General features: G+C 60.2%; 20 protein-coding genes. 10 read left to right on the top strand and 10 right to left on the bottom strand.

The window, feature by feature from the left end; translation table 11 throughout:
- Positions 1-145: 145 nt before the first annotated feature.
- Positions 146-1,171, bottom strand: a complete 1,026-nt coding sequence (locus tag PIB16_RS02380; protein ID WP_125144803.1) for a LacI family DNA-binding transcriptional regulator — start codon at positions 1,169-1,171, stop codon at positions 146-148.
- A gap of 273 nt (positions 1,172-1,444) precedes the next feature.
- Between PIB16_RS02380 and PIB16_RS02385 the strand changes: the two genes are divergently transcribed.
- The 6 genes from PIB16_RS02385 (at position 1,445) to PIB16_RS02410 (ending at position 8,486) form a co-directional block, all read left to right on the top strand.
- The gene (locus PIB16_RS02385; protein WP_220319280.1) at positions 1,445-2,806 is read left to right on the top strand and encodes an ABC transporter substrate-binding protein; all 1,362 of its coding nucleotides are present in this window, start codon (positions 1,445-1,447) and stop codon (positions 2,804-2,806) included.
- A 105-nt stretch (positions 2,807-2,911) separates the two neighbouring features.
- A complete protein-coding gene (locus PIB16_RS02390) occupies positions 2,912-3,925 on the top strand; it encodes a carbohydrate ABC transporter permease (protein WP_004432574.1) in 1,014 nt (337 codons plus the stop codon).
- Position 3,926: 1 nt separating this feature from the next.
- The gene (locus PIB16_RS02395) at positions 3,927-5,087 is read left to right on the top strand and encodes a carbohydrate ABC transporter permease (protein ID WP_125144802.1); all 1,161 of its coding nucleotides are present in this window, start codon (positions 3,927-3,929) and stop codon (positions 5,085-5,087) included.
- A 37-nt stretch (positions 5,088-5,124) separates the two neighbouring features.
- Positions 5,125-6,780 carry a beta-galactosidase BglA gene (gene bglA / locus PIB16_RS02400; RefSeq protein WP_271044906.1) on the top strand — a complete coding sequence of 552 codons (1,656 nt, stop codon included), beginning with the start codon at positions 5,125-5,127 and terminating at the stop codon, positions 6,778-6,780.
- Between the two features lie 20 nt (positions 6,781-6,800).
- Positions 6,801-7,889 (top strand): ABC transporter ATP-binding protein, encoded by a 1,089-nt coding sequence (locus PIB16_RS02405; protein ID WP_220319284.1) that lies wholly within the window; start codon positions 6,801-6,803, stop codon positions 7,887-7,889.
- A 240-nt stretch (positions 7,890-8,129) separates the two neighbouring features.
- Positions 8,130-8,486: a hypothetical protein gene (locus PIB16_RS02410; protein ID WP_035236048.1), complete on the top strand. Its 357-nt coding sequence runs from the start codon at positions 8,130-8,132 to the stop codon at positions 8,484-8,486.
- A gap of 21 nt (positions 8,487-8,507) precedes the next feature.
- Here the strand turns inward: PIB16_RS02410 and PIB16_RS02415 are convergent, their stop codons facing one another.
- From PIB16_RS02415 to PIB16_RS02440, 6 genes are all read right to left on the bottom strand, one after another.
- Positions 8,508-9,872, bottom strand: a complete 1,365-nt coding sequence (locus tag PIB16_RS02415; RefSeq protein ID WP_271044907.1) for a metallophosphoesterase — start codon at positions 9,870-9,872, stop codon at positions 8,508-8,510.
- 216 nt (positions 9,873-10,088) lie between these two features.
- Entirely contained in the window at positions 10,089-11,909 is a 1,821-nt protein-coding gene (gene edd / locus PIB16_RS02420; RefSeq protein ID WP_271044908.1) for a phosphogluconate dehydratase, read from the bottom strand.
- Positions 11,910-12,037: 128 nt separating this feature from the next.
- Positions 12,038-12,736 (bottom strand): 6-phosphogluconolactonase, encoded by a 699-nt coding sequence (gene pgl / locus PIB16_RS02425; RefSeq protein WP_271044909.1) that lies wholly within the window; start codon positions 12,734-12,736, stop codon positions 12,038-12,040.
- A gap of 10 nt (positions 12,737-12,746) precedes the next feature.
- Positions 12,747-14,222 (bottom strand): glucose-6-phosphate dehydrogenase, encoded by a 1,476-nt coding sequence (gene zwf, locus PIB16_RS02430; protein ID WP_065654429.1) that lies wholly within the window; start codon positions 14,220-14,222, stop codon positions 12,747-12,749.
- 136 nt (positions 14,223-14,358) lie between these two features.
- Positions 14,359-15,645, bottom strand: coding sequence for an NAD(P)/FAD-dependent oxidoreductase (locus tag PIB16_RS02435; protein WP_142844019.1), 1,287 nt, complete (start codon positions 15,643-15,645; stop codon positions 14,359-14,361).
- 14 nt (positions 15,646-15,659) lie between these two features.
- Positions 15,660-17,096, bottom strand: a complete 1,437-nt coding sequence (locus tag PIB16_RS02440; protein ID WP_035260676.1) for a glutamine synthetase family protein — start codon at positions 17,094-17,096, stop codon at positions 15,660-15,662.
- Positions 17,097-17,219: 123 nt separating this feature from the next.
- Between PIB16_RS02440 and PIB16_RS02445 the strand changes: the two genes are divergently transcribed.
- On the top strand, positions 17,220-18,404 hold the full coding sequence (locus tag PIB16_RS02445; protein WP_271044910.1) for an NAD(P)/FAD-dependent oxidoreductase: 1,185 nt from the start codon (positions 17,220-17,222) through the stop codon (positions 18,402-18,404).
- Positions 18,405-18,717: 313 nt separating this feature from the next.
- Here the strand turns inward: PIB16_RS02445 and PIB16_RS02450 are convergent, their stop codons facing one another.
- The gene (locus PIB16_RS02450) at positions 18,718-19,065 is read right to left on the bottom strand and encodes a hypothetical protein (protein ID WP_271044911.1); all 348 of its coding nucleotides are present in this window, start codon (positions 19,063-19,065) and stop codon (positions 18,718-18,720) included.
- A gap of 85 nt (positions 19,066-19,150) precedes the next feature.
- On the opposite strand from PIB16_RS02450, the gene PIB16_RS02455 reads away from it, so the two are divergent.
- The gene (locus PIB16_RS02455) at positions 19,151-20,023 is read left to right on the top strand and encodes a LysR family transcriptional regulator (protein WP_271044912.1); all 873 of its coding nucleotides are present in this window, start codon (positions 19,151-19,153) and stop codon (positions 20,021-20,023) included.
- A gap of 13 nt (positions 20,024-20,036) precedes the next feature.
- Here PIB16_RS02455 and PIB16_RS02460 read toward each other — a convergent pair whose 3' ends face one another.
- On the bottom strand, positions 20,037-20,294 hold the full coding sequence (locus tag PIB16_RS02460) for an SMc00767 family acetate metabolism repressor (protein WP_003493954.1): 258 nt from the start codon (positions 20,292-20,294) through the stop codon (positions 20,037-20,039).
- 84 nt (positions 20,295-20,378) lie between these two features.
- A complete protein-coding gene (gene aceA, locus PIB16_RS02465) occupies positions 20,379-21,668 on the bottom strand; it encodes an isocitrate lyase (protein WP_004432607.1) in 1,290 nt (429 codons plus the stop codon).
- Positions 21,669-21,925: 257 nt separating this feature from the next.
- Here aceA and PIB16_RS02470 point away from each other — a divergent pair, with 257 nt between their 5' ends.
- Both PIB16_RS02470 and PIB16_RS02475 read left to right on the top strand, forming a co-directional pair.
- Positions 21,926-23,341 carry a helix-turn-helix domain-containing protein gene (locus tag PIB16_RS02470; protein WP_065654424.1) on the top strand — a complete coding sequence of 472 codons (1,416 nt, stop codon included), beginning with the start codon at positions 21,926-21,928 and terminating at the stop codon, positions 23,339-23,341.
- Between the two features lie 152 nt (positions 23,342-23,493).
- Positions 23,494-24,591 carry a polyamine ABC transporter substrate-binding protein gene (locus PIB16_RS02475; RefSeq protein ID WP_078051237.1) on the top strand — a complete coding sequence of 366 codons (1,098 nt, stop codon included), beginning with the start codon at positions 23,494-23,496 and terminating at the stop codon, positions 24,589-24,591.
- Positions 24,592-24,748 lie beyond the last annotated feature (157 nt).

Here is a 24,748-nt window from a genome sequence, read left to right on the forward strand (position 1 = left end):
CCCTCACTTCCGTCATTCCGGCCTGGAGCCGGAATCCAGCCGACGCGCGTCTGCGCGGCGAGACGACTCTTTTCAGCCCAAGGACTTGGGCTGGCTGGATACCGGCTCAAGGCCGGTATGACGGCCGGGGGATTGAGGCCAGACTTTACGCTTTCGGAGCCGGCCCCGTCGAGGCGCGCACCACGAGTTCCGCCTTCCAGAGTTCCTGATGCGGTTCCGTGTGGTTCAGCTTGATGCGATTGATCAGGCGTTGGCCCACGCGCACCCCGGCCGCCCGGAGTGATGAGCGGGTGGTGGTCAGCGGCACGGAGAAATTATCGGGCTTCAAAAGTGGCAGCACGTCGTCATGGGCGATCAGCGAAATATCCTTGCCGGGTTTCAAGCCCCGCTGGTTGAGCGAACGGATCGCGCCGAGCGCAAGCGCGGTACTGGCGCAAAGGATGGCGGTCGGTTTTTCCGGGCGTGACAGCAACGCTTCCATGCCGAGATAACCTTCCTCATCGGTCATGCTGCTGTGTCTCTTGTTGTTCGCATGCAATGTCAGGCCATTTGCCGAAAGCGCGTTTTCGACCCCGAGACAGCGCCGGTAGGTGAAATCATAACCCTCCGGGCCGTTCAGAAGCCCGATCCGCGTATGGCCAAGCTGGAGGAGAAGCTGGGTCGCATCGCGGAAGGCACCCTCATTGTCCACGTCGAGATAGGGATAATCCTCCTCCACGCCAACGGAGCGGCCATGCACGAGGAAGGGCAGGGAGAGCGATTGCATCATGGCGATGCGCGGGTCGTTCTTCTTCATATAGGCGAGATAGATGCCATCGACGCTGCCGCTTGCGGCGAGCCCCCGCAGGGCTTCGCGCTCTTTTTCCGGCTCGGTCGGCATGATCACGAGATGAAAGCCGCTGCGTGATGCCTCCTCACCGAGACCGCTCAGGAATTCGCCGAAATGCACGTCGGAACGGTGATGCTCGCCAATCGGCATGACAAGCCCGATGGAGCCGACCTTACCTGTCGCCAGCCGTTGCGCGGCCGCATTCGGGCGATAGCCTGTCTTTTCGGCAGCCTCCATGACGCGGCGGCGCGTCTCGGCGCTGACCTCGGGATAGCCGTTGAGCGCCCTGCTGATGGTCGTCTGCGAAATGCCCAGCAGTTGCGACAGCTGTTTCAGGTTCATGTCTGTCATTCCTCCATGCGCGCGCCCGGGAATACGGCAAAGCCTCTCCTCAATTCCCAAAGCGCTTTAGATTTTTACCAGTCTCCACCGTATTTCTCAATCGAAAAGGATAGCCGCCTTCCGAATTAAATATGACTATTCATAGGGCGCTGCAACGTTTCCGCAGAAAGAGCCTCTTGACTCCGTCTTAATGACAATGAGATGAATAGGCAGCCAAAGCGCTTTGATTGGAGAGGACGCTTTGAGCCTTTTATGTGATGGGAGGTAAATCACATGCAGAAGACTCTTTTGGCGACGGCCGCCGTCATGGCTTTGCTGTCCGGTGCGGCCTTCGCCGCCGACCTGAAGTTTGCACCCGGCGGCGACGCCAAGTTCAACTGGAAAAGCTACGAGGACTTCAAGGCGGCCCATGCCGATCTGAAAGGCCAGACGCTGACGATTTTCGGCCCGTGGCGCGGTGAAGACGAGGCCCTGTTCCAGTCGGTGCTCGCCTACTTCGCCGATGCGACCGGCGTGAACGTCCGTTATTCCTCGTCGGAAAATTACGAGCAGCAGATCGTCATCGATACGCAGGCGGGTTCGCCGCCCAATATCGCCATCCTGCCGCAGCCCGGCCTTCTGGCCGATCTGGCCGCCAAGGGCTTCCTCGTGCCGCTCGGCGAAAAGACTGCCGACTGGGTCAAGGAAAATTACGGCGCGGGCCAGTCCTGGGTCGACCTCGGCAGCTACAAGGGCAAGGACGGCAACAAGGCCTATTTCGCCTTTCCCTTCAAGGCGGACGTGAAGTCGCTTGTCTGGTACGTGCCTGAGAACTTCGAGGAAGCGGGCTACAAGGTGCCCGAGAGCATGGAAGACCTGTTCAAGCTGACGGACCAGATCGTTGCCGATGGCGGCACGCCCTGGTGCATCGGTCTCGGCTCCGGCGGGGCAACCGGCTGGCCGGCAACGGACTGGGTGGAAGACCTGATGCTGCGCACCCAGCCGCTCGACGTTTATCAAAAATGGACGACCAACGAGGTCAAGTTCACCGATCCGGCCGTGGTCGAAGCGATCAACGAATTCGGCAAATTCGCCAAGAACGAAAAATATGTCAGCGGCGGCGTCGCGGCGGTGGCCTCCACCGATTTCCGCGACAGCCCCAAGGGCCTCTTCGACATTCCGCCGAAATGCTATCTGCACCATCAGGCGTCGTTCATTCCGTCCTTCTTCCCGGAAGGCACCAAAGTGGGTACGGATGCGGATTTCTTCTACATGCCGACTTACGCGTCCAAGCCTGATCTCGGCAAGCCGGTTCTCGGCGCCGGCACGCTGGTCACCATCACCAAGGAAGCGCCTGCCGCCAAGGCTTTCGTCGAATTCCTGCAGACCCCGATCGCCCATGAGGTCTGGATGGCGCAGTCCAGCTTCCTCACGCCCTATAAGGGTGTGAATGTCGAAACCTATGCCAATGAGCAGATGAAGCGACAGGGCGAAATCCTGACGACCGCGACAAGCTTCGGCTTCGATGGTTCCGACCTGATGCCCGGCAAGATCGGTGCCGGCGCATTCTGGACCGGCATGATCGATTTCGTCGGCGGCAAGTCCGCCGATCAGGTCGCGAGCGATATCCAGAAGGCCTGGGACGGCCTGAAGTAAAGATATCGGATCAGGCCCGGCGGTTTGCTGCCGGGCCCTTACCAAGGGCGCTGCCCCGACGACCGCATAAATCAGCGCGGCGCGGAGAGGATCAAGGGAGGGAACATGGCTCAACAACTCGTTTCGGCCATCGGCGTGATGGTGGCGGGGGTCTTTGCCTGCGCTGCTTATTACTGGCTATCCGACAAGGTGCTTCAGGCGATCTTTCCGGTCCGCTCGGGAGACGTGCTGCAGGCATCCCGCAACCTCAATCGCCGCGCGGCGGTCCGGCCCTGGCTGTTCATCGGCCCGGCTTTGATCCTCCTGCTGGTCTATCTGGTCTACCCCGTCATCGCCACGCTGATCCTGTCCTTCTATGACCGGACCGGCAGCGAATTCGTCGGTCTTGCCAATTATCGCTGGGCGTTTTTCGATGCCGGTTTCCGGCAGTCGATCTTCAACAATATCCTTTGGCTCGCCGTCGTTCCGGCCGCCTGCACCTTTTTCGGCCTCGTCATCGCCGTCATGACCGACCGCATCTGGTGGGGCAATATCGCCAAATCCATCGTCTTCATGCCGATGGCGATCTCCTTCGTCGGTGCCTCCGTCATCTGGAAATTCATCTATGAATACCGTGCCGAAGGGCAGGTGCAGATCGGCCTCTTGAACGCCATCGTCGAGTTTTTCGGCGGCAATCCCGAAGTCTGGATTTCCATGCCCTTCTGGAACAATTTCTTCCTGATGATCATCCTCATCTGGATCCAGACCGGTTTCGCCATGGTCATCCTGTCGGCGGCGCTGCGCGGCATCCCTGAAGAAACCATCGAGGCGGCCGTCATCGACGGGGCCAATGGCTGGCAGATCTTCTGGAAGATCATGGTGCCGCAGATCTGGGGTACCATCGCCGTCGTCTGGACGACGATCACCATTCTCGTGCTCAAGGTCTTCGATATCGTGCTGACCATGACCAACGGCCAATGGAACACCATGGTCCTCGCCAATCTCATGTTCGACTGGATGTTCCGCGGCGGTGGCGACAGCGGCCGAAGTGCGGTCATCGCGCTCATCATCATGGCGGCCGTCACCCCCATCATGGTCTGGAACATCCGCCAGGCGAACCGTGAGATGGAGGGCCGCTGAGATGAATATTTTCAAACGCCTTCGCCGCGTCGGCCTGCCGCGCCTCATCGTCCATGCAAGCGTTCTGGTGGTCGTGCTGCTCTGGCTCCTGCCAACGCTCGGCATTCTCGTCAGCTCGCTGCGCGACAAGGACCAGATCACCGTGTCGGGCTGGTGGACGGCCTTCTCCAGTTCAGAACAGACCTCGGCAGTGCGCCTCGCCGATGCTTCCGTGCAGAAGCAGGATGGCAGCCGCTATGTGATATCGGGCAATGTTTTCGAAAGCGGACAGGGCGGCAAGGTTGCAGCCTTCGGCGTTCGCGTACAGGAGCCCACGGCGTTCAAAGCCGGCGAGGCGGCCGATATCGGTGACGGCGAAACATTGCTCGTCAATACGGACGGCACCTATGAATACAGCAAGGCATCCAGCTTTGAAGGCTCTCGCGGCAAGCGCGTCTATATTTCCGTCGCGACGCCGCCCGTCTTCACGCTCGATAATTATCGCACGGTCCTGACCTCGGAAGGCATCGGCCAGTCCTTCGTCAACTCGCTCACCGTCGCCGTGCCGGCGACCGTCATCCCGATCCTCATTGCCGCCTTCGCCGCCTATGCGCTGTCATGGATGAGCTTTTCCGGCCGCAATCTGCTGATTGCCATGGTAGTGGGCCTTATCGTCGTGCCGCTGCAGATGTCGCTGATCCCGCTTCTCAGGCTCTATAATGAAATCGGCACCATCTTCGGCGTGCCATCCAAGACCTATGCCGGCATCTGGCTGGCGCACACCGCCTTCGGCCTGCCGCTCGCCATCTATCTGCTACGCAACTATATTTCCGGCCTGCCGAAAGAGATCATCGAAAGCGCCCGTGTCGATGGCGCGAGCGATTTTGAAATATTCGTCAAGATCATCCTGCCGCTCTCCTTTCCGGCGCTCGCCTCCTTCGCCATCTTCCAGTTCCTGTGGACCTGGAATGACCTGCTCGTGGCCATGGTCTTCCTCGGCACGCAGAAGGACGAGCTGGTGCTGACCGGTGCGCTCAATGCGCTGCTCGGTTCGCGCGGCGGCAACTGGGAAATCCTCACCGCCTCGGCCTTCGTCACCATCGTCGTGCCGCTCTGCGTTTTCTTCGCTCTTCAACGTTATCTCGTGCGTGGCCTGCTCGCAGGCTCCGTCAAGGGAGGCTGATTATTCCATGAACGCCCATACCAGACAGGACACTTCCATGACCGCTTCGGTGACTTCCGCTTTGACACCCAACAAGGACTGGTGGCGCGGCGCTGTTATCTATCAGATTTACCCGCGCTCCTATCAGGACTCCAATGGCGATGGCATTGGCGACCTCAAGGGCATCACCGACCGATTGGCGCATATCGCCAATCTGGGTGCCGACGCGATCTGGATTTCGCCCTTCTTCACCTCGCCGATGAAGGATTTCGGTTACGACGTCTCGAATTATGTCGATGTCGATCCGATGTTCGGCACGCTTGCCGATTTCGACGGCCTGATCGCCGAGGCCCATCGCCTCGGTATCCGCGTCATGATCGACCTCGTCATGTCGCATACCTCGGACCAGCACCCGTGGTTCGTGGAAAGCCGCGCCAGCCGCAGCAATCCGAAATCGAACTGGTATGTCTGGTCGGACAGCAAGCCGGACGGCACGCCGCCCAATAACTGGCTGTCGATCTTTGGCGGTTCCGCCTGGCAGTGGGATCCGACCCGCATGCAATATTACATGCACAACTTCCTGACCTCGCAGCCTGACCTCAACCTGCATAATCCGGAAGTGCAGGAAGAGCTGCTGAACATCACCCGTTTCTGGCTGAAGCGCGGCGTCGACGGTTTCCGCCTCGACACCATCAATTTCTATTTCCACGACCTCGAGCTGCGCGACAACCCGGCGCTCGCGCCGGAGCGCCGCAACGCCTCCACGGCTCCGGCGGTCAATCCCTATAACTTCCAGGAGCATCTCTACGACAAGAACCGCCCGGAAAACATCGCCTTCCTGAAGCGCTTCCGCGCGGTGCTGGACGAGTTCCCTGACATCGCCGCCGTCGGCGAAGTCGGTGACAGCCAGCGCGGCCTCGAAATCGTCGGCGAATATACATCCGGCGATGACAAGATGCAGATGTGCTACGCCTTCGAATTCCTCGCCCCCGATGCGCTCACTCCGCAGCGCGTCGCCGATGTGCAGGCGGATTTTGCGAAAGCCGCACCGGAAGGCTGGGCCTGCTGGGCTTTCTCCAACCACGATGTCGTGCGCCATGTCAGCCGCTGGGGCGAGCATGTCGAGGACAAGGACGCCTTCGCCAAGGTGCTTTCGGCACTCTTGATGACGCAGCGCGGTTCCGTCTGCATCTATGAGGGCGAGGAGCTCGGCCTCACCGAAGCGGACATCGCTTTTGAAGATTTGCAGGATCCCTACGGCATCCAGTTCTGGCCGGAATTCAAGGGCCGCGACGGTTGCCGCACGCCGATGGTGTGGGATGCCGGTCATGCCCAGGCGGGCTTCTCGACGTCGGAAAAGACGTGGCTGCCCATTCCGGCCGAGCACAAGCAGCGCGCCGTCAGCGCCCAGCAGGGCAACGGGGCCTCGGTGCTGGAACATTATCGCCGCTTCCTGAGCTTCCGCAAAAAGCATCCCGCTTTTGCCAAGGGCGGCATCGAATTCCAGCCGGTTGAGGGCGAAGTGCTAAGCTACACCCGCACACTCGGCAATGAAACCGTGCTTTGCCTCTTCAATCTGTCCGCAACGCCGGCAAAGGCGACGCTGCCGGAAGGGAACTGGGAGGTTCTCGAAGGCCACGGCTTTGCAGGCGGTCTTGAAGGCAGAAGCGTAGAACTTCCGGCATGGGGCGCATTCTTCGCCCGTTACGCCTGACAGATGAGGGAGGAACACCCATGACAAGTCTCGTTCTCAAGGATATCCGCAAATCATACGGGCAGGTGAAGGTCCTGCACGGCATCGATCTTCAGATCGAACAGGGCGAATTCATCGTTTTCGTCGGTCCCTCGGGCTGCGGAAAATCGACGCTTCTGCGCATGATCGCCGGCCTGGAGGAAATTACCGGCGGCGAGATGTTTATTGACGGCCAGCTCGTCAACGAAATCCCGCCCTCGCGGCGGGGTATCGCCATGGTGTTCCAGTCCTATGCGCTTTATCCGCATATGACCGTCTATGACAACATGGCCTTCGGCATGAAGATCGCGAAAGAGAACAAGCAGGAAATCGACCGCCGCGTCCGTGCCGCCGCCGAAATCCTGCAACTGACGCAATATCTGGAACGTTTGCCCAAGGCTCTGTCAGGCGGCCAGCGACAGCGTGTTGCGATTGGCCGCGCCATCTGCCGCAATCCCAAGGTCTTCCTGTTCGATGAGCCGCTTTCGAACCTCGATGCGGCGCTGCGTGTCGCCACCCGCATCGAGATCGCCAAGCTCAACGAGCAGATGGCCGATACGACGATGATCTACGTCACCCACGACCAGGTGGAGGCGATGACGCTGGCGGACCGTATCGTCGTTTTGAATGCGGGCCGTGTGGAACAGGTGGGTGCGCCGCTCGAACTTTACGAAAGGCCGGCCAATCTTTTCGTGGCGCGTTTCATCGGCTCGCCCGCCATGAACATCATCGCTGCAAAGATCACCGAAACCGGTGAGAGGACCTCCATCGAACTTGCCGGCGGCAAGACGCTCGCCGTTTATGTTCCGACGCCCGCAACCGAAAAGGGCAAGGCTGCGAGCTTCGGTGTCCGGCCGGAAGATCTGAGCATCGTCACCGGGGACGATTATCTTTTCGAGGGAAAAGTCGCGATCGTCGAGGCGCTCGGCGAAGTGACGCTGCTTTATCTCGAAGCGCCCAAGGGGCAGGAACCGATTATCGTCAAGGTGCCGGGCATCGTTTCCGTCGGCAAGGGCGAAACCCTGCGTTTTGCGGCACCGCAGGAAAAGCTCCACCTCTTCGACGCCGAGGGCAAGACCTATCGCAGCTAATCGCCGTCGATACCGAAACCATGCCCCGGAACCTCCTCGTTCCGGGGTTTTTGCTGACCTTTTTACCGCTGTGGAAAAATGTCAGAAATGTCCCGCTTCCGGTCTGTTTAAGCCTGCGCTGATATGAATTGTTAAAGACTATGACCTAGTCTCAATCCATTGATCGAGCATGGGAGTCTGGGCGTGCAGAGCGGTACGGGTGTCATCAGGAACCATTACCTGAGCAAGGAAGAATCCTTCATGTATGACCGCGAAAGCCGGTTTCGCATGGAAGATACCATGAACGCCGCACGCATCGAATATACCGAAAAGGCCGTGATGCACATGGCGGCGCGCCGCTGCGATGTCATCCGCATCTCCCAGACCGAAGCGGTGCTGGCTCTGCTGACGAAATATAACCTGCCGAACCAGTTCTATCTCGATATTCCCGACGCCCGCATCACCAAGATCGGCTGCGTGATGTTGCGCGTCAACGCCAACAACACCATCCACGTCCGCTTCCTGCGCATGCTGACGCAGAAGGAACTGGACCGCATTTTCGTGTTCAGCACGCATCCGGCGCATAGAGACCGGAAGCTCGATATCCGGTCGTTCTGAAGGCAATGTGATGAAGTGGGCTTAAGAGAGCCCACCCAGAACCGTCTGCTTCAACTTCAACTCTGGCACTTCCGTGAAGGCAAGATCGCTGCGGCCGAAATATTTTTGCTGATTGATGGCGGACCAGTCGTTGCAGACGAGTTTGTAGCGCTGTTTCGTTTCGGGCTTTTCCGGCATGGCGTAAAGATAATCGCCGGTGCGCGCGGCGAGCGGAATGTCGCCGTGCTGGTTGCAGCGCTTGAGGATTTGGGCAAGCGCCGCGCCATCCACTTCCGTCACCATCAGCGTGCCGTCGAAACGCACCGAGGCATTAAAATCATAGCGGCGAATATCGCCATCAGGCAGGCCCGCGCCCAGCGAGGTATGGGCAATGAAGCCGACATCCGCGCCGGTTTTTGCGGCGATGAGCTGCGCCACATGGCGGCCCGCCTCATCGACGTTCATCGCCTTCGCGCTTTTACCGACGATGGCCCGCTCTTCCGCCGTCAGGTGCTTTTCGAGCGTCTGCTCGATCAGCGTTTTGAGAGCCGGGGAGGCAGGCGCATTGAGGTCGATCGCGACCGTTTCCATGGCAGCCGCCTTGCCGGGTGTCGCAATGGTCGCAATCGTCATGGAGGTGCACCAGGAGCCGGTGTGAATATATCGGGTCGCGCCCTGTTCATGCACGAAGTTCAGGTGGTCATGGCCGCCGATCATCAACGTGCCGTCCGGCAGCAGGGGCAGGATATCGCGGTCGGCAACGACACCGGCATGGCTCATAACGATGTTGATCGCACCCGCCTTGACGATGCCGGGAAGATTGGCCTTGGCCCATTCGACCGGCTGCGGAATGTCGAGCGTCTCGCGCGTCGTCTTTGGATAGGTGTTGATCGCGTTGGTGGCGAGACCCGTAACGACGACTCTCTGTCCGCCGACATTCACTTCGGCGCTACCAGGAGCAAAAGGCTTTCCGCTGCGCTTGTCGACGATGTTGGACAGCACGGTGATGCCGAGCGCCTGGGCGCGGCTTACGAAATTGGCGAGATCGTTGTCGATATCGGGCTCATGATTGCCGATATTGACGACGGTGGGGGCGAGCTTTGCGAGCGCCGCCAGGAATGTCCATTCGATTTCCCCGGCAGACCGTGTGGCCACCGCATTGCCGATTTCGAAAAGGTCGCCGTTCAGCAAGACGATATGGGGCGCCTTGTCGGCGGCGATGCGCGTTTCGATGGCTGCGAGAAGCTGGCCGATACGCTCATAGGCCGAATGCAGGTCGGAGATGACGATTGCACGCAGCGCCACGTCCTGCGCTAGCGCTGGCTTTGCCGCTACCATCAGCGGCAACAGGGCGGTGCCCGCCATAAGCTTCAGCACATCGCGGCGTTTGCTTGAGAATATCGTCATGTCAGGCCCCATCATCCGAAACTATACCGCCGTCCCGCGGCCGGCTGAGAAGGCCCTAACGGGCGATCATCACAGCCGCATGACAAGTCTGACGTTTAAGACATGGGAAATAAAGCGGTTTCTGCACCAGCTCTCGGCGATGAGAGGTGCATTCAGGCGATACCGCAAAGTGGGGTTGAAAGGCGAAAGCCGCACCCGGCCTTCGCCCATCAAAAATCAATGGAACAGAACGCTGGCGCCCTGATCGGCCGGACCGGCATTGCGGCGGAAGGGGGCGAACAACTCGCGGCCCATGCCCCATTCATTGCCGGAAAGATCGGCCCGCGCCGGTTCGCGTTTCGCCAGTTCGGCGGCGGAAACCAGCACTTCCAGCGTGCCTGAGATTGCGTCCAGACGGATGATGTCGCCGTCGCGGATAAGCGAGATCGGGCCGCAATCGGAGGCTTCCGGCGTGACATGGATGGCGGCCGGCACCTTGCCGGAAGCGCCGGACATGCGCCCGTCGGTCACCAGCGCCACCTTGAAACCGCGATCCTGCAGCACACCGAGCGGCGGTGTCAGGCGGTGCAGCTCAGGCATGCCATTGGCCTTCGGCCCCTGGAAGCGGACGACGGCGATGAAATCGCGGTTGAGTTTGCCGTCCTTGAACGCGTCCTGAAGCTCCTGCTGGTCGTGGAACACGATAGCCGGCGCTTCGATGATGTGACGTTCCGGCTTGACGGCGGAAATCTTGATAACCGATTTGCCGAGATTACCGGTCAGCATCTTCAGACCACCGGTTGGCTGGAACGGGGTCTCGATGCTGGAAAGCACCTTCGGGTCGTGGCTCTGCTCGGGGGAGGGCTGGCGGACAACCGCGCCCTTCTCGTCAAGCATGGCATCCACGGTATAAGCCTCGAGGCCCTGTCCGAAGACGGTGCGCACATCGTCATGCACGAAGCCCTGTTTCAAAAGCTGCTTGATGAGGAAGCCCATGCCGCCGGCGGCGTGGAAATGGTTCACATCGGCAAGGCCGTTGGGATAAACGCGGGCGAGCAGCGGCACGACGTCGGAGAGATCGGAAATATCCTGCCAGGTGAGGATGATGCCGGCGGCGCGCGCCATGGCGATCAGATGCATTGTGTGGTTGGTGGAGCCACCCGTCGCATGCAGGCCGACGACGCCGTTGACGACGGATCTTTCATCGATCATCTCGCCTGCCGGGGTGAACTCGTTGCCCTGCGCGGTAATCGCCAGCGCACGCTTGGCAGCTTCACGCGTCAGCGCATCGCGCAGCGGCGTGCCGGGATTGATGAAGGAGGAGCCGGGCATGTGGAAACCCATGATCTCCATCAGCATCTGGTTGGAATTGGCGGTGCCGTAGAAGGTGCAGGTGCCAGGACCATGATAGGATTTCGATTCCGCTTCCAGAAGCTCGGCGCGGCCGACCTTGCCTTCGGCATAAAGCTGGCGCACGCGCGACTTCTCGTCATTCGGCAGGCCGGATGTCATCGGGCCTGCGGGAACGAAGACGGCGGGCAGATGGCCGAAGGCGAGGGCTGCGATGACGAGGCCGGGCACGATCTTGTCACAGACACCGAGATAGACAGCGGCGTCGAACATGTTGTGCGACAGGCCGATGCCGGCCGCCATGGCGATGGCGTCGCGGGAAAACAGCGAAAGCTCCATGCCCGGCTGGCCTTGGGTCACGCCATCGCACATGGCGGGAACCGCGCCTGCCACCTGCGCTATGCCACCCGCTTCTTTTGCCGCATCGCGGATGATCGCGGGGAAGGTCTCATAGGGCTGGTGCGCCGAGAGCATGTCGTTATAGGCGGTGATGATGCCGAGGTTTGGAACCCGGTCGCCGGCAAGGATGTCCTTGTCGGCGGGGGAACAGACGGCAAATCCATGCGCAAGATTGCCGCAGGAAAGCACGGAACGGTGAACGCCCTTCGAGACCTGCAGCCGCAGCCGCTCGAGATAGGTCTCGCGGTAGGGCTTGGAACGTTCGACGATGCGGGCGGTGATGGCCTGAATGCGGGAATCGGCGGACATGGGCGTTCATCCTGTTCGTTGGTCGGCAACCGGCGTTCCGGGAGGTGAACGGCCGGTTGTCGTGTTTCAGTCTTCATGTCTTCGGGGCGCTTTGTCGCCGGGCCGCAATCGCGGCGGTGGCGTTCGGCTTATGGCGCCCAGTATATATCCACGGGCGTTTCTGCCCGGTTCAGCACGGCGCGGATCGGCATTTCATCCTCATCCTCGCCCGACTGTGCCTTCTCCAGCGTCGCCTTCTTGGCAGCACCTTCGATATGCAGCACCAGAAACCCGGCATCGTGCAGGCTGGAGAAGTTGAAGGTCAACCGCTCCTCTCCCGCATTCTCCGCCGCCATGGTCAAAACGCCGCGCGGCTCATCGAGGTCCAGTGCTTCGTAGAGATTGTCTCCACCGGGGAAGAACGATGCCGTATGGCCATCCGTTCCCATGCCGAGAATGACGACATCGAACGGGTCGCAGATCGCCTCGGTCTTGACGGTCGCAAGCGTCGCGGCATCCTCCGGCGAGGCCGCCGGCTGGAACAGCGGCACGAAATAAGCCGACTTCGCCTTGTGCTGCAAAAGGTTCTCGGCAACGAGACGATGGTTAGAGCGGTCGCTTTCCGGCGGCACGAAACGTTCGTCCACCAGCGTCACGCTGATATTGGGCCAGTCGAGATCGTGTTTGGAAAGCGCCTGAAAGAACAGCTTGGGCGTCGAACCGCCGGAGACGGCAATGCTTGCCGCACCGCGATCCTTCGTTGCCGCATCAAGGCGTTTGGCAACCTCTGCCGAAAGAGCGGTTGCCAGTTCGGCGGCGGTGTCGAAGACGTGTATCGTTTCGCTCATCGCCGGGCCCTCAATCGGCATCGTGCCAGGTGCGGCCGTCGCGCTCGATCAGCGCGATGGAGCCGCTCGGACCCCAGGTGCCGGCGGTATAACCCTGCACGCCCTGTCCCAGATCTTCCCAGCTCTTGAGAATGGGATCGACCCAATCCCACGCCGCTTCCACTTCGTCGCGGCGCATGAACAGCGTCTGGTTGGAGCGGATCGTATCCATCAACAGACGCTCATAGGCATCGGGGCTGCGCACGTTGAAGGCTTCGGCAAAGCTCATGTCCAGCGAGACCTGACGCAGGCGCATACCGCCCGGGCCGGGGTCCTTGATGAGCAGAGACTGCTTGACGCCCTCATCCGGCTGCAGGCGAATGACCAGCTTGTTGGCCTCGATCTTGCCGGCCGCATCGTCGAAGATCGAATGCGGGATCTGCTTGAAGGTGACGACGATTTCCGAAACGCGGGTCGCAAGGCGTTTGCCCGTGCGGATGTAGAAGGGAACGCCGGCCCAGCGCCAGTTGGCGATTTCAGCCTTGATGGCGACGAAGGTTTCGGTGTTGGAAACGCCGCCTTCCAGCTCTTCCAGATAGCCCTTGACCGGGCCACCGGCGGAAGCGCCGGCACGGTACTGGCCGCGAACCGTCTGCTTTTCGACGTTGCTGGTGTCGATTGGCTTCAGCGAGCGCAGAACCTTGAGCTTTTCGTCACGCACGGCTTCGGCATTCATCGATGCCGGCGGTTCCATGGCGACAAGGCAAAGCAGCTGCAGGATATGGTTCTGCACCATGTCGCGCAGCGCACCGGCCTTGTCATAATAACCCGCGCGGCCTTCAAGGCCGACCGCTTCGGCAACGGTGATCTGCACATGGTCGATATGGGCGGAATTCCACAGCGGCTCATAAAGCGCATTGGCGAAACGCAGCGCCATCAGGTTCTGCACCGTCTCCTTGCCGAGATAGTGGTCGATGCGGAAGATCTGCTCTTCCTTGAAGACGTGGCCGATGGTGTCGTTCAGTTCCTGCGCGGAAGCCAGATCGCGGCCAATCGGCTTTTCAACGACGATACGGGTCGAGCGGGTGATGAGCTTGTGCTCGCGGATCTTGTCGGCGATATCGCCGAAAATGCCGGGCGCGACGGCCAGATAGAAGGCGCGCACGCGCTCCTTGCCCTCGTCCAGCAGCTTCTTCAGCACGTCCCAGCCATTATTGCCCTTGGCATCGACTGGCACGTAGAAAAGCCTGTTCAGGAAGGTGGCGACCTGCGCATCGTCATATTCGCCGGCCTTCAGGTGCTCCTTCAGCGCGTCCTGCGCGAATTTGCGATATTCCTCGTGGGTCATGACCGAACGCGACGCGCCAATGATGCGGGTCGGCTCCGTGAACTGGCCTTCGACCTGCCGGTGATAAAGGGCCGGCAGAAGCTTGCGCTCGGCAAGATCGCCCGTGCCGCCGAAAACGACACAATCAAAAGGTTCAACAGGAATGATCTGACTGCTCATATCGATTCTCTCGATCTTCAAAGGTTGGGGCATCAATAATCTAATCGATTTAAAAATGCCAGACTCAGTTATGTGAAATTATGAATTTTGCTTCCGCCAACTCGTCCGCCGCCGGCAACAGTCTGTAAACATTGGCCTAAAACCTGTCTCGCAACGCGTACCACGAGAGCGCGAGGAAAAGCAGCGGCGCGCGCAGCGACGCCCCGCCGGGAAAAGAGGGCACCTTCAGCTGCGCGAAGGGCGCCAGCATGTCCTTTTTGCCGAGAACGAGATCGGCATAGAGCTTGCCGCAATAGTTCGACAGCATCACCCCATGGCCGGAATAACCGCCGATGGAGGTGACGCCCGGCATGACGTCGCGCACGAAGACTTTACGCGGCAGGGTAATGCCGACGGAGCCGCCCCAGGAATGGCTGATCTCTATATCTTTCAGCGCAGGATAGATTTCCGCGATCTGCCGGCGGATATGGCTGGAAATATCGCGCGGCGTATCGGCCGTATAGGCCTCACGCCCGCCGAACAGCAGCCGGTTATCGGCCGTCTTGCGAAAGTACCGTACCACGAAACGGGAATCGGCCACCGCTTCTTTGCCGGGGATGATATCCGGATAGGCATCAAGCGGTGCGGTTGCGCCGATGAAGGAACGGATCGGCATGATATGGGCTGCCGTTACCGGTTCCAGATTGCCGATATAGGCATTGGTCGCGATCAACACCCGTGGCGCGGTGATCGCGCCGAAAGGGGTCTCGATGATCGTCTTGCCGCCCACTTGCCGGATGGATTTCGCAGGCGTCATTTCGTAAATGCCGGCACCCGCATCTTTCGCCGCTTTTGCCAGCCCCACCAGCAGCTTCAGCGGGTGGATATGGCCGGTGCCTGTATCGCGTGTGCCGCCGAAATAATGGGTGGAGCCGACGCGTTTGCGTGCTTCTGCACGTTCCATGTAGGAAATATGCGGATAGCCATAGCGATTATTCATCGCATCGACACTGCGGCGATAATCGTCCTCGTAAGCGGCCTTGTGCGCCACATAGAGCTGCCCGGGAAGATATTCCATGTCGATGCCGCGGCTGACGGCGAAGCCGCGCAGGTAGTTTTTGGCGTCCTCGGCAATGTCGAACAGCAGCTTGGATTGCTCGAAGCCGATCTCTTCTTCCATCTCGTCGGGGAAGGAACGCTGGCCGGTGCCGAATTGCCCGCCATTGCGGCCGGAAGCGCCATCGCCGAAACGATGCGCCTCGATGAGGGCGACCGAGATGCCATTTTCGGCGAGGTTACACGCGGCCTGGAGGCCGGTATAACCACCGCCAATGATCGCGACATCAACCTGCTTCGACCCGTCGAGAGCCGGATAGTCCGGCCGCTCTCCGACGGTTGCCTGATACCAGGATAGTCCCGGCGCAATCGGGCTCTGCCATGTCATGCTTTAAGAACCCCTCACACGTTGAGAAGCAGGAATTCCCGCTCCCAGGGGCTGATGACCTGCATGAAGGTCTCGAATTCCCCGCGTTTCAGGCCGGCATAAAGGCCCACGAATTCATGGCCGAATACCCGGTCGAACTGCTCTTCGCCTTCCAGCAGCGCCACGGCCTCCAGGAGACCACGCGGCAGTTCGATGGAGCCTTCATTGGCCGTATCGGCGGTGGGTTCGGTCGGCTCGATATTGTTGACGATGCCGAGCCAGCCGCAGCCGAGCGAGGCGGCAAGCGCGAGATAGGGATTGGCGTCCGAACTCGGCAGGCGGTTTTCGACACGCCGCGCCTGCGGGCCGGAAATCGGCACGCGGAAGGCGGTCGTGCGGTTGTCGTAACCCCAGGCATTGTTGACCGGGCAGGCCATGTCGGGCGTCAGGCGGCGATAGGAATTCACATAGGGCGCCAGCATGACGAGCGCATTCGGAACATAACGCTGCATGCCGCCGACGAAAGAGAAGAATTCTTTCGAAGGGCTGCCATCGGCATTGGAAAAGATATTGCGGCCGCTGTCGATCTCCACCACCGACTGGTGGATGTGCATGGCCGAACCCGGCTGGCCCTGCATGGGCTTGGCCATGAAGGTGGCGTAGATACCGTGCTTCAGCGCCGCTTCGCGGATGGTGCGCTTGAACAGGAACACCTGGTCGGCGAGCTCAATCGGATCGCCATGGCGCAGGTTGATCTCCAGCTGCGCCGGACCTTCCTCATGGATCAGCGTATCGATCTCAAGGCCCTGCTTTTCTGAGAAATGGTAGATGTCGTCGATCAGCTCGTCGAATTCGTTGATGCCGGCGATGGAATAGCTCTGCCCGCCGACGATGGAACGGCCGGACCGGCCCTTCGGCGGATGCAGCGGATAATCCGGATCGTCATTCATGGCGACGAGGTAGAATTCGATTTCCGGCGCCACGACCGGCTTCCAGCCCTTTTCGGTATAGAGCGAAAGCACGTTCTTCAGCACGTTGCGCGGCGTGTAGGGTACGAAATTGCCTTCCGCATCCACCACGTCGCAGATCACCTGCGCGGTCGGGTCCGTTTCCCAGGGCACGACGGAAAGGGTGGAAAGATCTGGCACCAGCTTCAGGTCGCTGTCGCGCGGCTCGTAACGGAAATTCGCGGTCTCATCGGGATATTCGCCGGAAATCGTATGGCGGTAGAGCGCGGATGGCAGGGCAAGCGAGGTATCGCCCGTGAACTTCGCCGTCGGCATCATCTTGCCGCGCGGAACGCCGGCAAGGTCGGGCGTGATGCATTCTATGTCTTCTATCCCGCGCGCCCGCAGCCATTGCGCGGCTTCGCGCCAGGAGGAAACGCCACGGGGGGAGGAAAGGTCGAGGGGAGGTGTCTTTGCCATGGTTGCCTGTTTCTTCGGGCGGAGCATGGTTTTCTTGGCGGGCATGTATCACCGGGTCTGTGTTTCGACTGGCGCCATCATAACCGTAGTTTGGCAATTGGCGAGGGGGAAAGCGCCATTGACAACGGGCGGCACTTCGAAAAGAGGAAAGGAAACGGATCGGATGGAATGATGACAGAGAAATGTGACGTGCTGATTTTGGGGGCGGGCGCCGCGGGCATGATGTGCGCCATCCGCGCCGGCCAGCGAGGCCGCTCCGTCGTCATTCTCGACCATGCGAAAGCGCCGGGCGAAAAGATCCGCATCTCCGGTGGCGGTCGCTGCAACTTCACCAATATCCATGCCGGGCCGAAGAATTATCTCTCCGCCAACCCGCATTTCGCCAAATCCGCGCTCGCCCGCTATACGCCGCGCGATTTCATCGCCCTTGTCGAAAAACACCGCATCGCCTGGCATGAAAAAACGCTCGGCCAGCTCTTTTGCGATAACAGCGCCAAGGACATTATCCGTATGCTGCTCGGCGAAATGCAGGCGGTGAATGCGAAGCTGCGGCTCGAAACCTCAGTCTCGGCCGTCACCCATGATGGCGGGCGTTTTCGCGTCACGACATCCGCCGGCGTCATCGAAGCGGAAAGCCTCATTGTGGCGACGGGCGGCAAGTCGATCCCGAAAATGGGCGCGACCGGTTTTGCCTATCAGATCGCCGAACAATTCGGCCTCAAGCTCATCGAGACCCGTCCGGGCCTGGTGCCGCTGACGCTCGATCCCGCAGCGCTTGAAAGGCTGAGCCCGCTTGCCGGTGTCGCGGTCCCGGCAGAAGTTTTCCACGGCAAGACCTCGTTTGAGGGAGCGCTGCTCTTCACCCATCGCGGTTTGAGCGGACCCTCGATCCTGCAAATCTCCTCCTACTGGCGTGAGGGCGATACGATCCGCCTCAAGCTGGAACCGGCGCGCGATATAGTCGCCTTGCTAAAGGAAGCGAAGCAGAAGAACGGCCGACAGTCGGCCCAAACGGCTCTTGCGGAAATCCTGCCGAAACGGCTGGCCCAACATGTGGTCGAAAAATCAGGCCTCACCGGCAATCTTGCCGATATGTCCGACAAGGCTCTGACGACGTTAGCGAATGAGGTGCAGGACTGGCAGATCAAGCCCGCCGGCTCCGAAGGCTATCGCACGGCGGAAGTCACGCTCGGCGGTGTTGATACGACCGGCCTCGATTCCCGCAGCATGGCGGCGAAATCCCTGGCCAACCTCTATTTCATCGGCGAATGCGTGGATGTGACCGGCTGGCTGGGCGGCTATAATTTCCAGTGGGCCTGGGCGTCTGGGCAGGCGGCAGGCGAATTCGCGTGACTGTCTCTGGCCATGGAGTAAGTTCGCAACTTTCTCCTCCGTCATACCGGCCTTGAGCCGGTATCCAGTCAGCCCAAGTTTTTGGGCTGAAAAGACTACTCTCGCCGCACAGACGTGCGTCGGCTGGACCCCGGATCTAGTCCGGGGTGACGGAGTATGATGAGGCCTGTTCGCCAAACTTGCTGGCTGAGTTTATTGTCCCTCTTCGCCCTTTTTAACAACCTGTTAACGGGCCCGGAGTCATCCTGACCAAATGCCAGCAAAGCCGGATCGCATTGCGCTCCCGCTGCACATGATGTCCTGCTGGAGGCCCTCAACAGGGCATGGGTCGGTTGAGTTTTTCGTCAGGAACCCGCGCATGAACAGATCTGCACATCGCCGCCCTCGCGCCATTGCCATCGTCCGCACTGACAACGAGAGCCGTCAACTGGCTTTTCGCCTGAACCTCATCGCAGCCGGTGCTCTGGCAGCTCTGATCGCTCTGTTTCACTGATCCGCGGCTCTTTGCCTTCATCCGGCTTATAAGCGCGCTGAAAAGCCGCCACGGCCGAGATGCCTGCGCCATATCGGCATAAAATTTCTCTTCTTGTAGAATGGCTTCGCGCCGTGTGCGCGGCTGCTGGTTTTCGATGATCGTCCGGGCTGCAAAAATCGCGTGCATGTCGCTCTCCTTCTAATGCGGAGGGCCATGATGCACGCCGTTTTTTGATTTATCTGCGCAAGAAAATGCGCTACGTTTTTCATCGATGAAAAACGTCACCTGGGATTCCTATCAGCTTTTCCTCGATGTGTCACGCAGCGGCGGCCTGACGGGTGCTGCGTCGCTGACGGGCTTGAGCCCCGCGACGGTGGGACGACGCATGGTAGAGCTGGAGGAGCGTATCGGCAAGGCGCTGTTCCAGCGCAGCCAGACGGGATACGCCCTGACGGCAGACGGCCGAACGCTGTTCGACCGGCTTCAGGCGATGGAGAATGCGGCGAGGGACATCGAGGGATGGCAGAAGGCGTCGTCGGCCTCGTCTGTCGTGCGCATTGCCGTCGGCACCTGGAACGCCTGGCTGCTGACCGGGAATTTTTCCGCCATCTGCACCGACCGCGACGATTTCCGCATCGACCTTTTCATTGCCGAACAGAGGGCGTCTCTGGCCCATCGCGAAAACGATATCGGCATTCGCGCTTTCGAACCGCAGGAAAAGAACCTTGCCGCCATCCGGACGGGGGAGGTGGCCTATGCGCCCTACAGGCTGCGCAACGCAGCCGTTTCCGTCGCCGACCGCTGGCTCGCGGTGGCGGAGGAAACCGCCATTTCAACCTATCTGCGCTGGCCGCATGAAAATCGTAACAACGAGATCGTGGTAACGGTGAACCGCCCGACGGCGCTTCTCGATCTGGTGCTGGCCGGGGCGGGGGTCGCGGTGCTTCCGTGTTTCGTGGGTGATGCGGATGCGCGGCTCGCTCGGGAAGGCGAAGAACTGGAGAGCCTTCGCCACAATCAATGGATCGTCATGAACAATGACGATCGCCACCGCCGTGATATCAGGACGGTGGCGGATCGGATGACCCGTCTGATCAAGAGCCATTCCGATCTCTATGCCGGGCGCAAGAGCCGCCCGGCATAGAAAGGAGGCCGTTTCAGGCGGCCGCACTTCCCTGTGCGACGATGACGGGGATAAGCAGATCGCCCCAGTTGCCGCCGCCGCCATGGTGGCGGGCCGAGCGGACCAGCTCGACGGAAACACCGGCCTCGACGGCTTTCATGACGGCCTGATTGAGGCGGTGCAGATCATTGGCCAGCATGCGGATGGCGGCCTGCTGATCCTGCGTCATGGCGGAGGACTGCTCCTCGGCGCGTTCCTTGACGTGGGTCTTGATGGGGTTATGGGCATTCATGGCATTTCTCCTCTCATTATTGGTTGGGGTTCTTGATCCGGTTTGCAAGCCCTTCCCGTCACCGGGAAGGGCAGTTTTTCGATTTTATTCGGCCGCCGGGCGGAACTGGTCGTGCTCGGTGGATTCCTTCATGGCGGTGGTCGAAGACGTGCCGCCCGAGATCGCCAGAGACACGGCGTCGAAATAGCCGGTGCCGACTTCGCGCTGGTGCTTGGTGGCGGTGTAGCCATTGGCCTCGGCTGCGAATTCCGCTTCCTGAAGCTCGGAATAGGCCGCCATCTGCCGATCCTTGTAGCCGCGTGCCAGTTCGAACATGCCGAAATTCAGCTGGTGGAAACCGGCAAGCGTGATGAACTGGAACTTGTAGCCCATCGCGCCCAGCTCGCGCTGGAACTTGGCAATCGTCGCGTCGTCGAGGTTCTTTTTCCAGTTGAACGACGGCGAGCAATTGTAAGCGAGTTTCTTGCCCGGATGCACCTTGTGCACGCCCTCGGCAAACCTGCGCGCCTGTTCGAGATCCGGCTTGGAAGTCTCGCACCAGATCAGGTCGCAATAGGGCGCATAGGCCACCGCGCGGGCGATGCAGGGCTCAAGACCGTTCTTGACCTGATAGAAGCCCTCGACGGTGCGGCCGGCATCGTAATCCACAAAGGGGCGGTCGCGCTCGTCGATGTCGGAGGTCAGAAGCTTGGCGGCCTCCGCATCCGTGCGGGCGATAACCAGCGTCGGTACACCCATGACGTCAGCCGCAAGCCGCGCCGCCGTCAGGTTGCGGATATGCGCCGCCGTCGGGATCAGAACCTTGCCGCCGAGGTGGCCGCATTTCTTTTCCGATGCCAGCTGGTCTTCATAATGAACACCCGCAGCACCTGCCTCGATAAAGGCCTTCATGATCTCGAAGGCATTGAGCGGCCCGCCGAAGCCGGCCTCGGCATCGGCGACGATCGGCGCGAACCAGGTGTCGACCGAAAGGCCCTTGCCCTCCGCCGTCTCGATCTGGTCGGCGCGTTGCAAAGTGCGGTTGATGCGCTTTGCAAGCTCCGGTGCGGCATTGGCCGGATAAAGCGACTGGTCAGGATACATGGCCGACGCCGTATTGGCATCCGCCGCAACCTGCCAGCCGGAAAGATAGATCGCCTTCAGTCCGGCGCGAACCATCTGCATGGCCTGGTTGCCGGAAAGCGCGCCGAGCGCGTTGACGAAATTTTCCTCGTTGATCAGCTTCCACAGTCGGTTCGCGCCCATCTCGGCCAGCGAATGGCGGATGTCGACGGAGCCGCGCAGCCGTTCCACGTCGGCGGCGGTGTAGGTGCGCTCGATGCCGTCGAAACGTCCCTGCGGTGCGCCCGGAACAAGTTTGTAAAAATCCGTCATACTTCTCTCTCCCATGATAAATGCGGTTTCCTTACCGGGCCGTCTTTCAACATCATATGGCGCCGTTTGATGTGACTACATTTACATTTTTCGAGATTTGAGTGCCAGAACAAACATAAAAACAGTGACTTGAAAGAGGTTATCCTGTAGTGTGCGTGACAGGCGGGGGCTGTAAAATTGTAAATTTTGTAAAATTCTTTCGCCCGCAGAGTTTGTAACAGCTTTGTATGAGTTCGCAGGCACGGGGAGGTGAGGCGGTGTCGGAAAACAAGATTTTTGCAGGCCCGCGCGTGCGTCGCATTCGCAACGGTCTGGCGCTGACGCAGACGGCCATGGCCGAGGCGCTGGCGATTTCGCCGTCCTATCTCAATCTCATCGAGCGCAACCAGCGGCCGCTGACGGTGCAGCTGCTTTTGAAGCTTGCCTCCGTCTACAAGGTCGATCTGGATGACTTGCAGGGTGAAAGCGCCGGTTCCGCCGGGCAGCTGCGTGAGGTCTTCGCCGATCCCTTGCTGGCCGGTGAAGTGCCGTCGCCGCAGGAACTGATCGAGGTTGCCGATGCCGCGCCCAATGCGGCAAGCGGTGTCCTAAAGCTTTACCGGGCCTATAGGGAGCAGGCGCAGCGCCTTTCCGACCTCTCCGATCTTCTGGCGCGGGAAGGGCATGAGACGGCGCTCTCCTCCACCCGTCTGCCGATTGACGAGGTGCGCCACGTCTTTGAAAACCGGCCGGCCTATTTCCATGCCATCGATGCGGCGGCGGAAGAACTTCACAAACACCTGTCGGCGGGCGACGATCTGGCCTCCGGGCTGAGGGCATGGCTTCAGAAAAACCACGGCATCGTGGTCCGCACCCTGCCGGTTCATGCCATGCCGAACCTCAGGAGGCGTTATGACCGCCATTCCATGCGGCTGTTTTTATCCGAACGCCTGTCGCAACCGGACCAGCTCAGGGAAATGGCGATGGAGACCTGTCTTCTGGCGCTTCGCGAAGAAATCGGGACGGAGCTTGAAGGACTCGGCCTGAAAGGGGAGGAGGCAAGGCGTATCGCCCGCTTCGAACTGGCGCGTTACGCCGCCCATGCGTTGATGATGCCCTATGGCGCATTCCTCAGCGCCGCCCAGCGGGCGAAATACGATCTCGAGGTTTTGCGGTCGCGCTTCAACGTTTCTTTCGAACAGGCAGCCAACCGTCTTGTCAGCCTGCAACGGCCGTCAGCCGCGGCGATCCCGTTTTTCCTGATGGAGATCGACAATGCCGGCAACCGTTTCCGCCTTGCAGGGGCCGGCGGTTTTCCAAGGGCGCGTTTTGGCGGCCTCTGTCCGCGTCTCAACATCCATGCCGCTTTCGCCCAGCCGGGACAGGTGCTGGTGGAGGCGGTGGAGATGCCGGATGGCGACGCGTTTCTCACAGTGTCGCGCACGCTGGAAGGTCCTCAGGCGGGTTTCGGCGAAAGGGTGAGGCGTACCGCCGTGCTTCTCGGCTGCGATCTCGCCCAGGCCGGAGAGACCGTCTATGGCCCGGCCGCTTCGGGTGCCGCGCCCGTCGCCGTCGGGCCTTCGTGCCGGCTGTGCGAAAGGCAGGGCTGTCTGTCGCGGGCGGAAGCGCCGCTGACGCGACCGCTGGGGCTCGATGAAATGGTCACCGGTCTCAGTGTTTTCGACTTCCAGTAGGTGTTTCCATTCGCTTTTTCCCGGCCGGCACACATTTGGTTGAAAATGCTGTGCTGCACATTTCCCGCTTGCTCCCTTCTGTTTTCCTTTCTAGTCTCTCCCAAAAAAGGGGATCACGCTCCCATCGTGAGGATGCGTTAACAGGAGACATCATGAAAAACCGTTCTCTCCGCCTGACCTTGGCTCTCACCACCGCGCTCGTTGCAGCAGGCTCGGCAATGGCCCAGGAGAAGGTTGTCCACGTCTATAACTGGTCGGATTATATCGACGAATCGATCCTTGCCGATTTCACCAAGGAAACCGGCATCAAGGTCGTCTATGACGTTTTCGACAGCAACGAGCTTGTGGAAACCAAGCTTCTGGCCGGCAGCTCCGGTTATGATGTCGTGGTGCCGACCGGGCCCTTCCTCGCCCGCCAGATCAATGCCGGCGTGTTCCAGAAACTCGACAAGTCCAAGTTGCCGAATCTGAAGAACATGTGGCCCGAGGTTTCCGAGCGTCTGGCGAAATACGACCCCGGCAACGAATATGCCGTGAACTACATGTGGGGCACCACCGGCATCGGTTACAACGTTGCCAAGGTAAAGGCGGCGCTCGGCGATGTTCCGGTCGACAGCTGGGATATTCTCTTCAAGCCGGAAAATGCCGAAAAGCTGAAATCCTGCGGCATCAATATTCTCGATGCGTCGGACGAGACCTTCGCCATCGCCATGAACTATCTCGGCAAGAATCCGGATAGCAAGGAAACCGCCGATCTCGAGGCGGGCGGCGACGTCTACATGAAGATTCGCCCCTATGTGAAGACCTTCAACTCCTCCGCCTACATCGATGAGCTGGCGAACGGCGACAGCTGCATCACCATCGGCTGGTCCGGCGATATCCTGCAGGCGAAAAGCCGCGCCGAGGAAGCCAAGAACGGCGTCGAGGTGAACTACGTCATTCCGAAGGAAGGCACCTATATGTGGTTCGACAACCTTGCCATCCCGGCGGATGCCAAGAATGTCGAGGAAGCCCACGCCTTCATCAATTATCTGATGCGGCCGGAAGTCATCGCCAAGGCTTCCAATTATGTTCAGTATGCGAATGGCAACCTCGCCTCGCAGGCGCTGATGGATGAGGCCGTCGCCAAGAACCCGGCGGTTTATCCCGATGCCGAGACGCTGAAGAAGCTCTTCACCATCTCGCCCTACGGACCGAAGGAACAGCGCGTCCTGAACCGCGTCTGGACGCAGATAAAGACCGGCAGCTGACACTTCCGCCCGCTGGTTGAGGAACGGCCGGCGGGCCTGTTTCTCTGATCCTTTGCCGGCAGGTTCCGTTACCTGCCGGCGCTGCCCGCCTCAAAGCATCGGACCGAAAGTCGGAAAATCCGATGCTCAAATCTACACGACCAACGGGATTTGAGGG

Source organism: Agrobacterium sp. ST15.13.015 (assembly GCF_027871645.1).
Classification (GTDB): domain Bacteria; phylum Pseudomonadota; class Alphaproteobacteria; order Rhizobiales; family Rhizobiaceae; genus Agrobacterium; species Agrobacterium leguminum.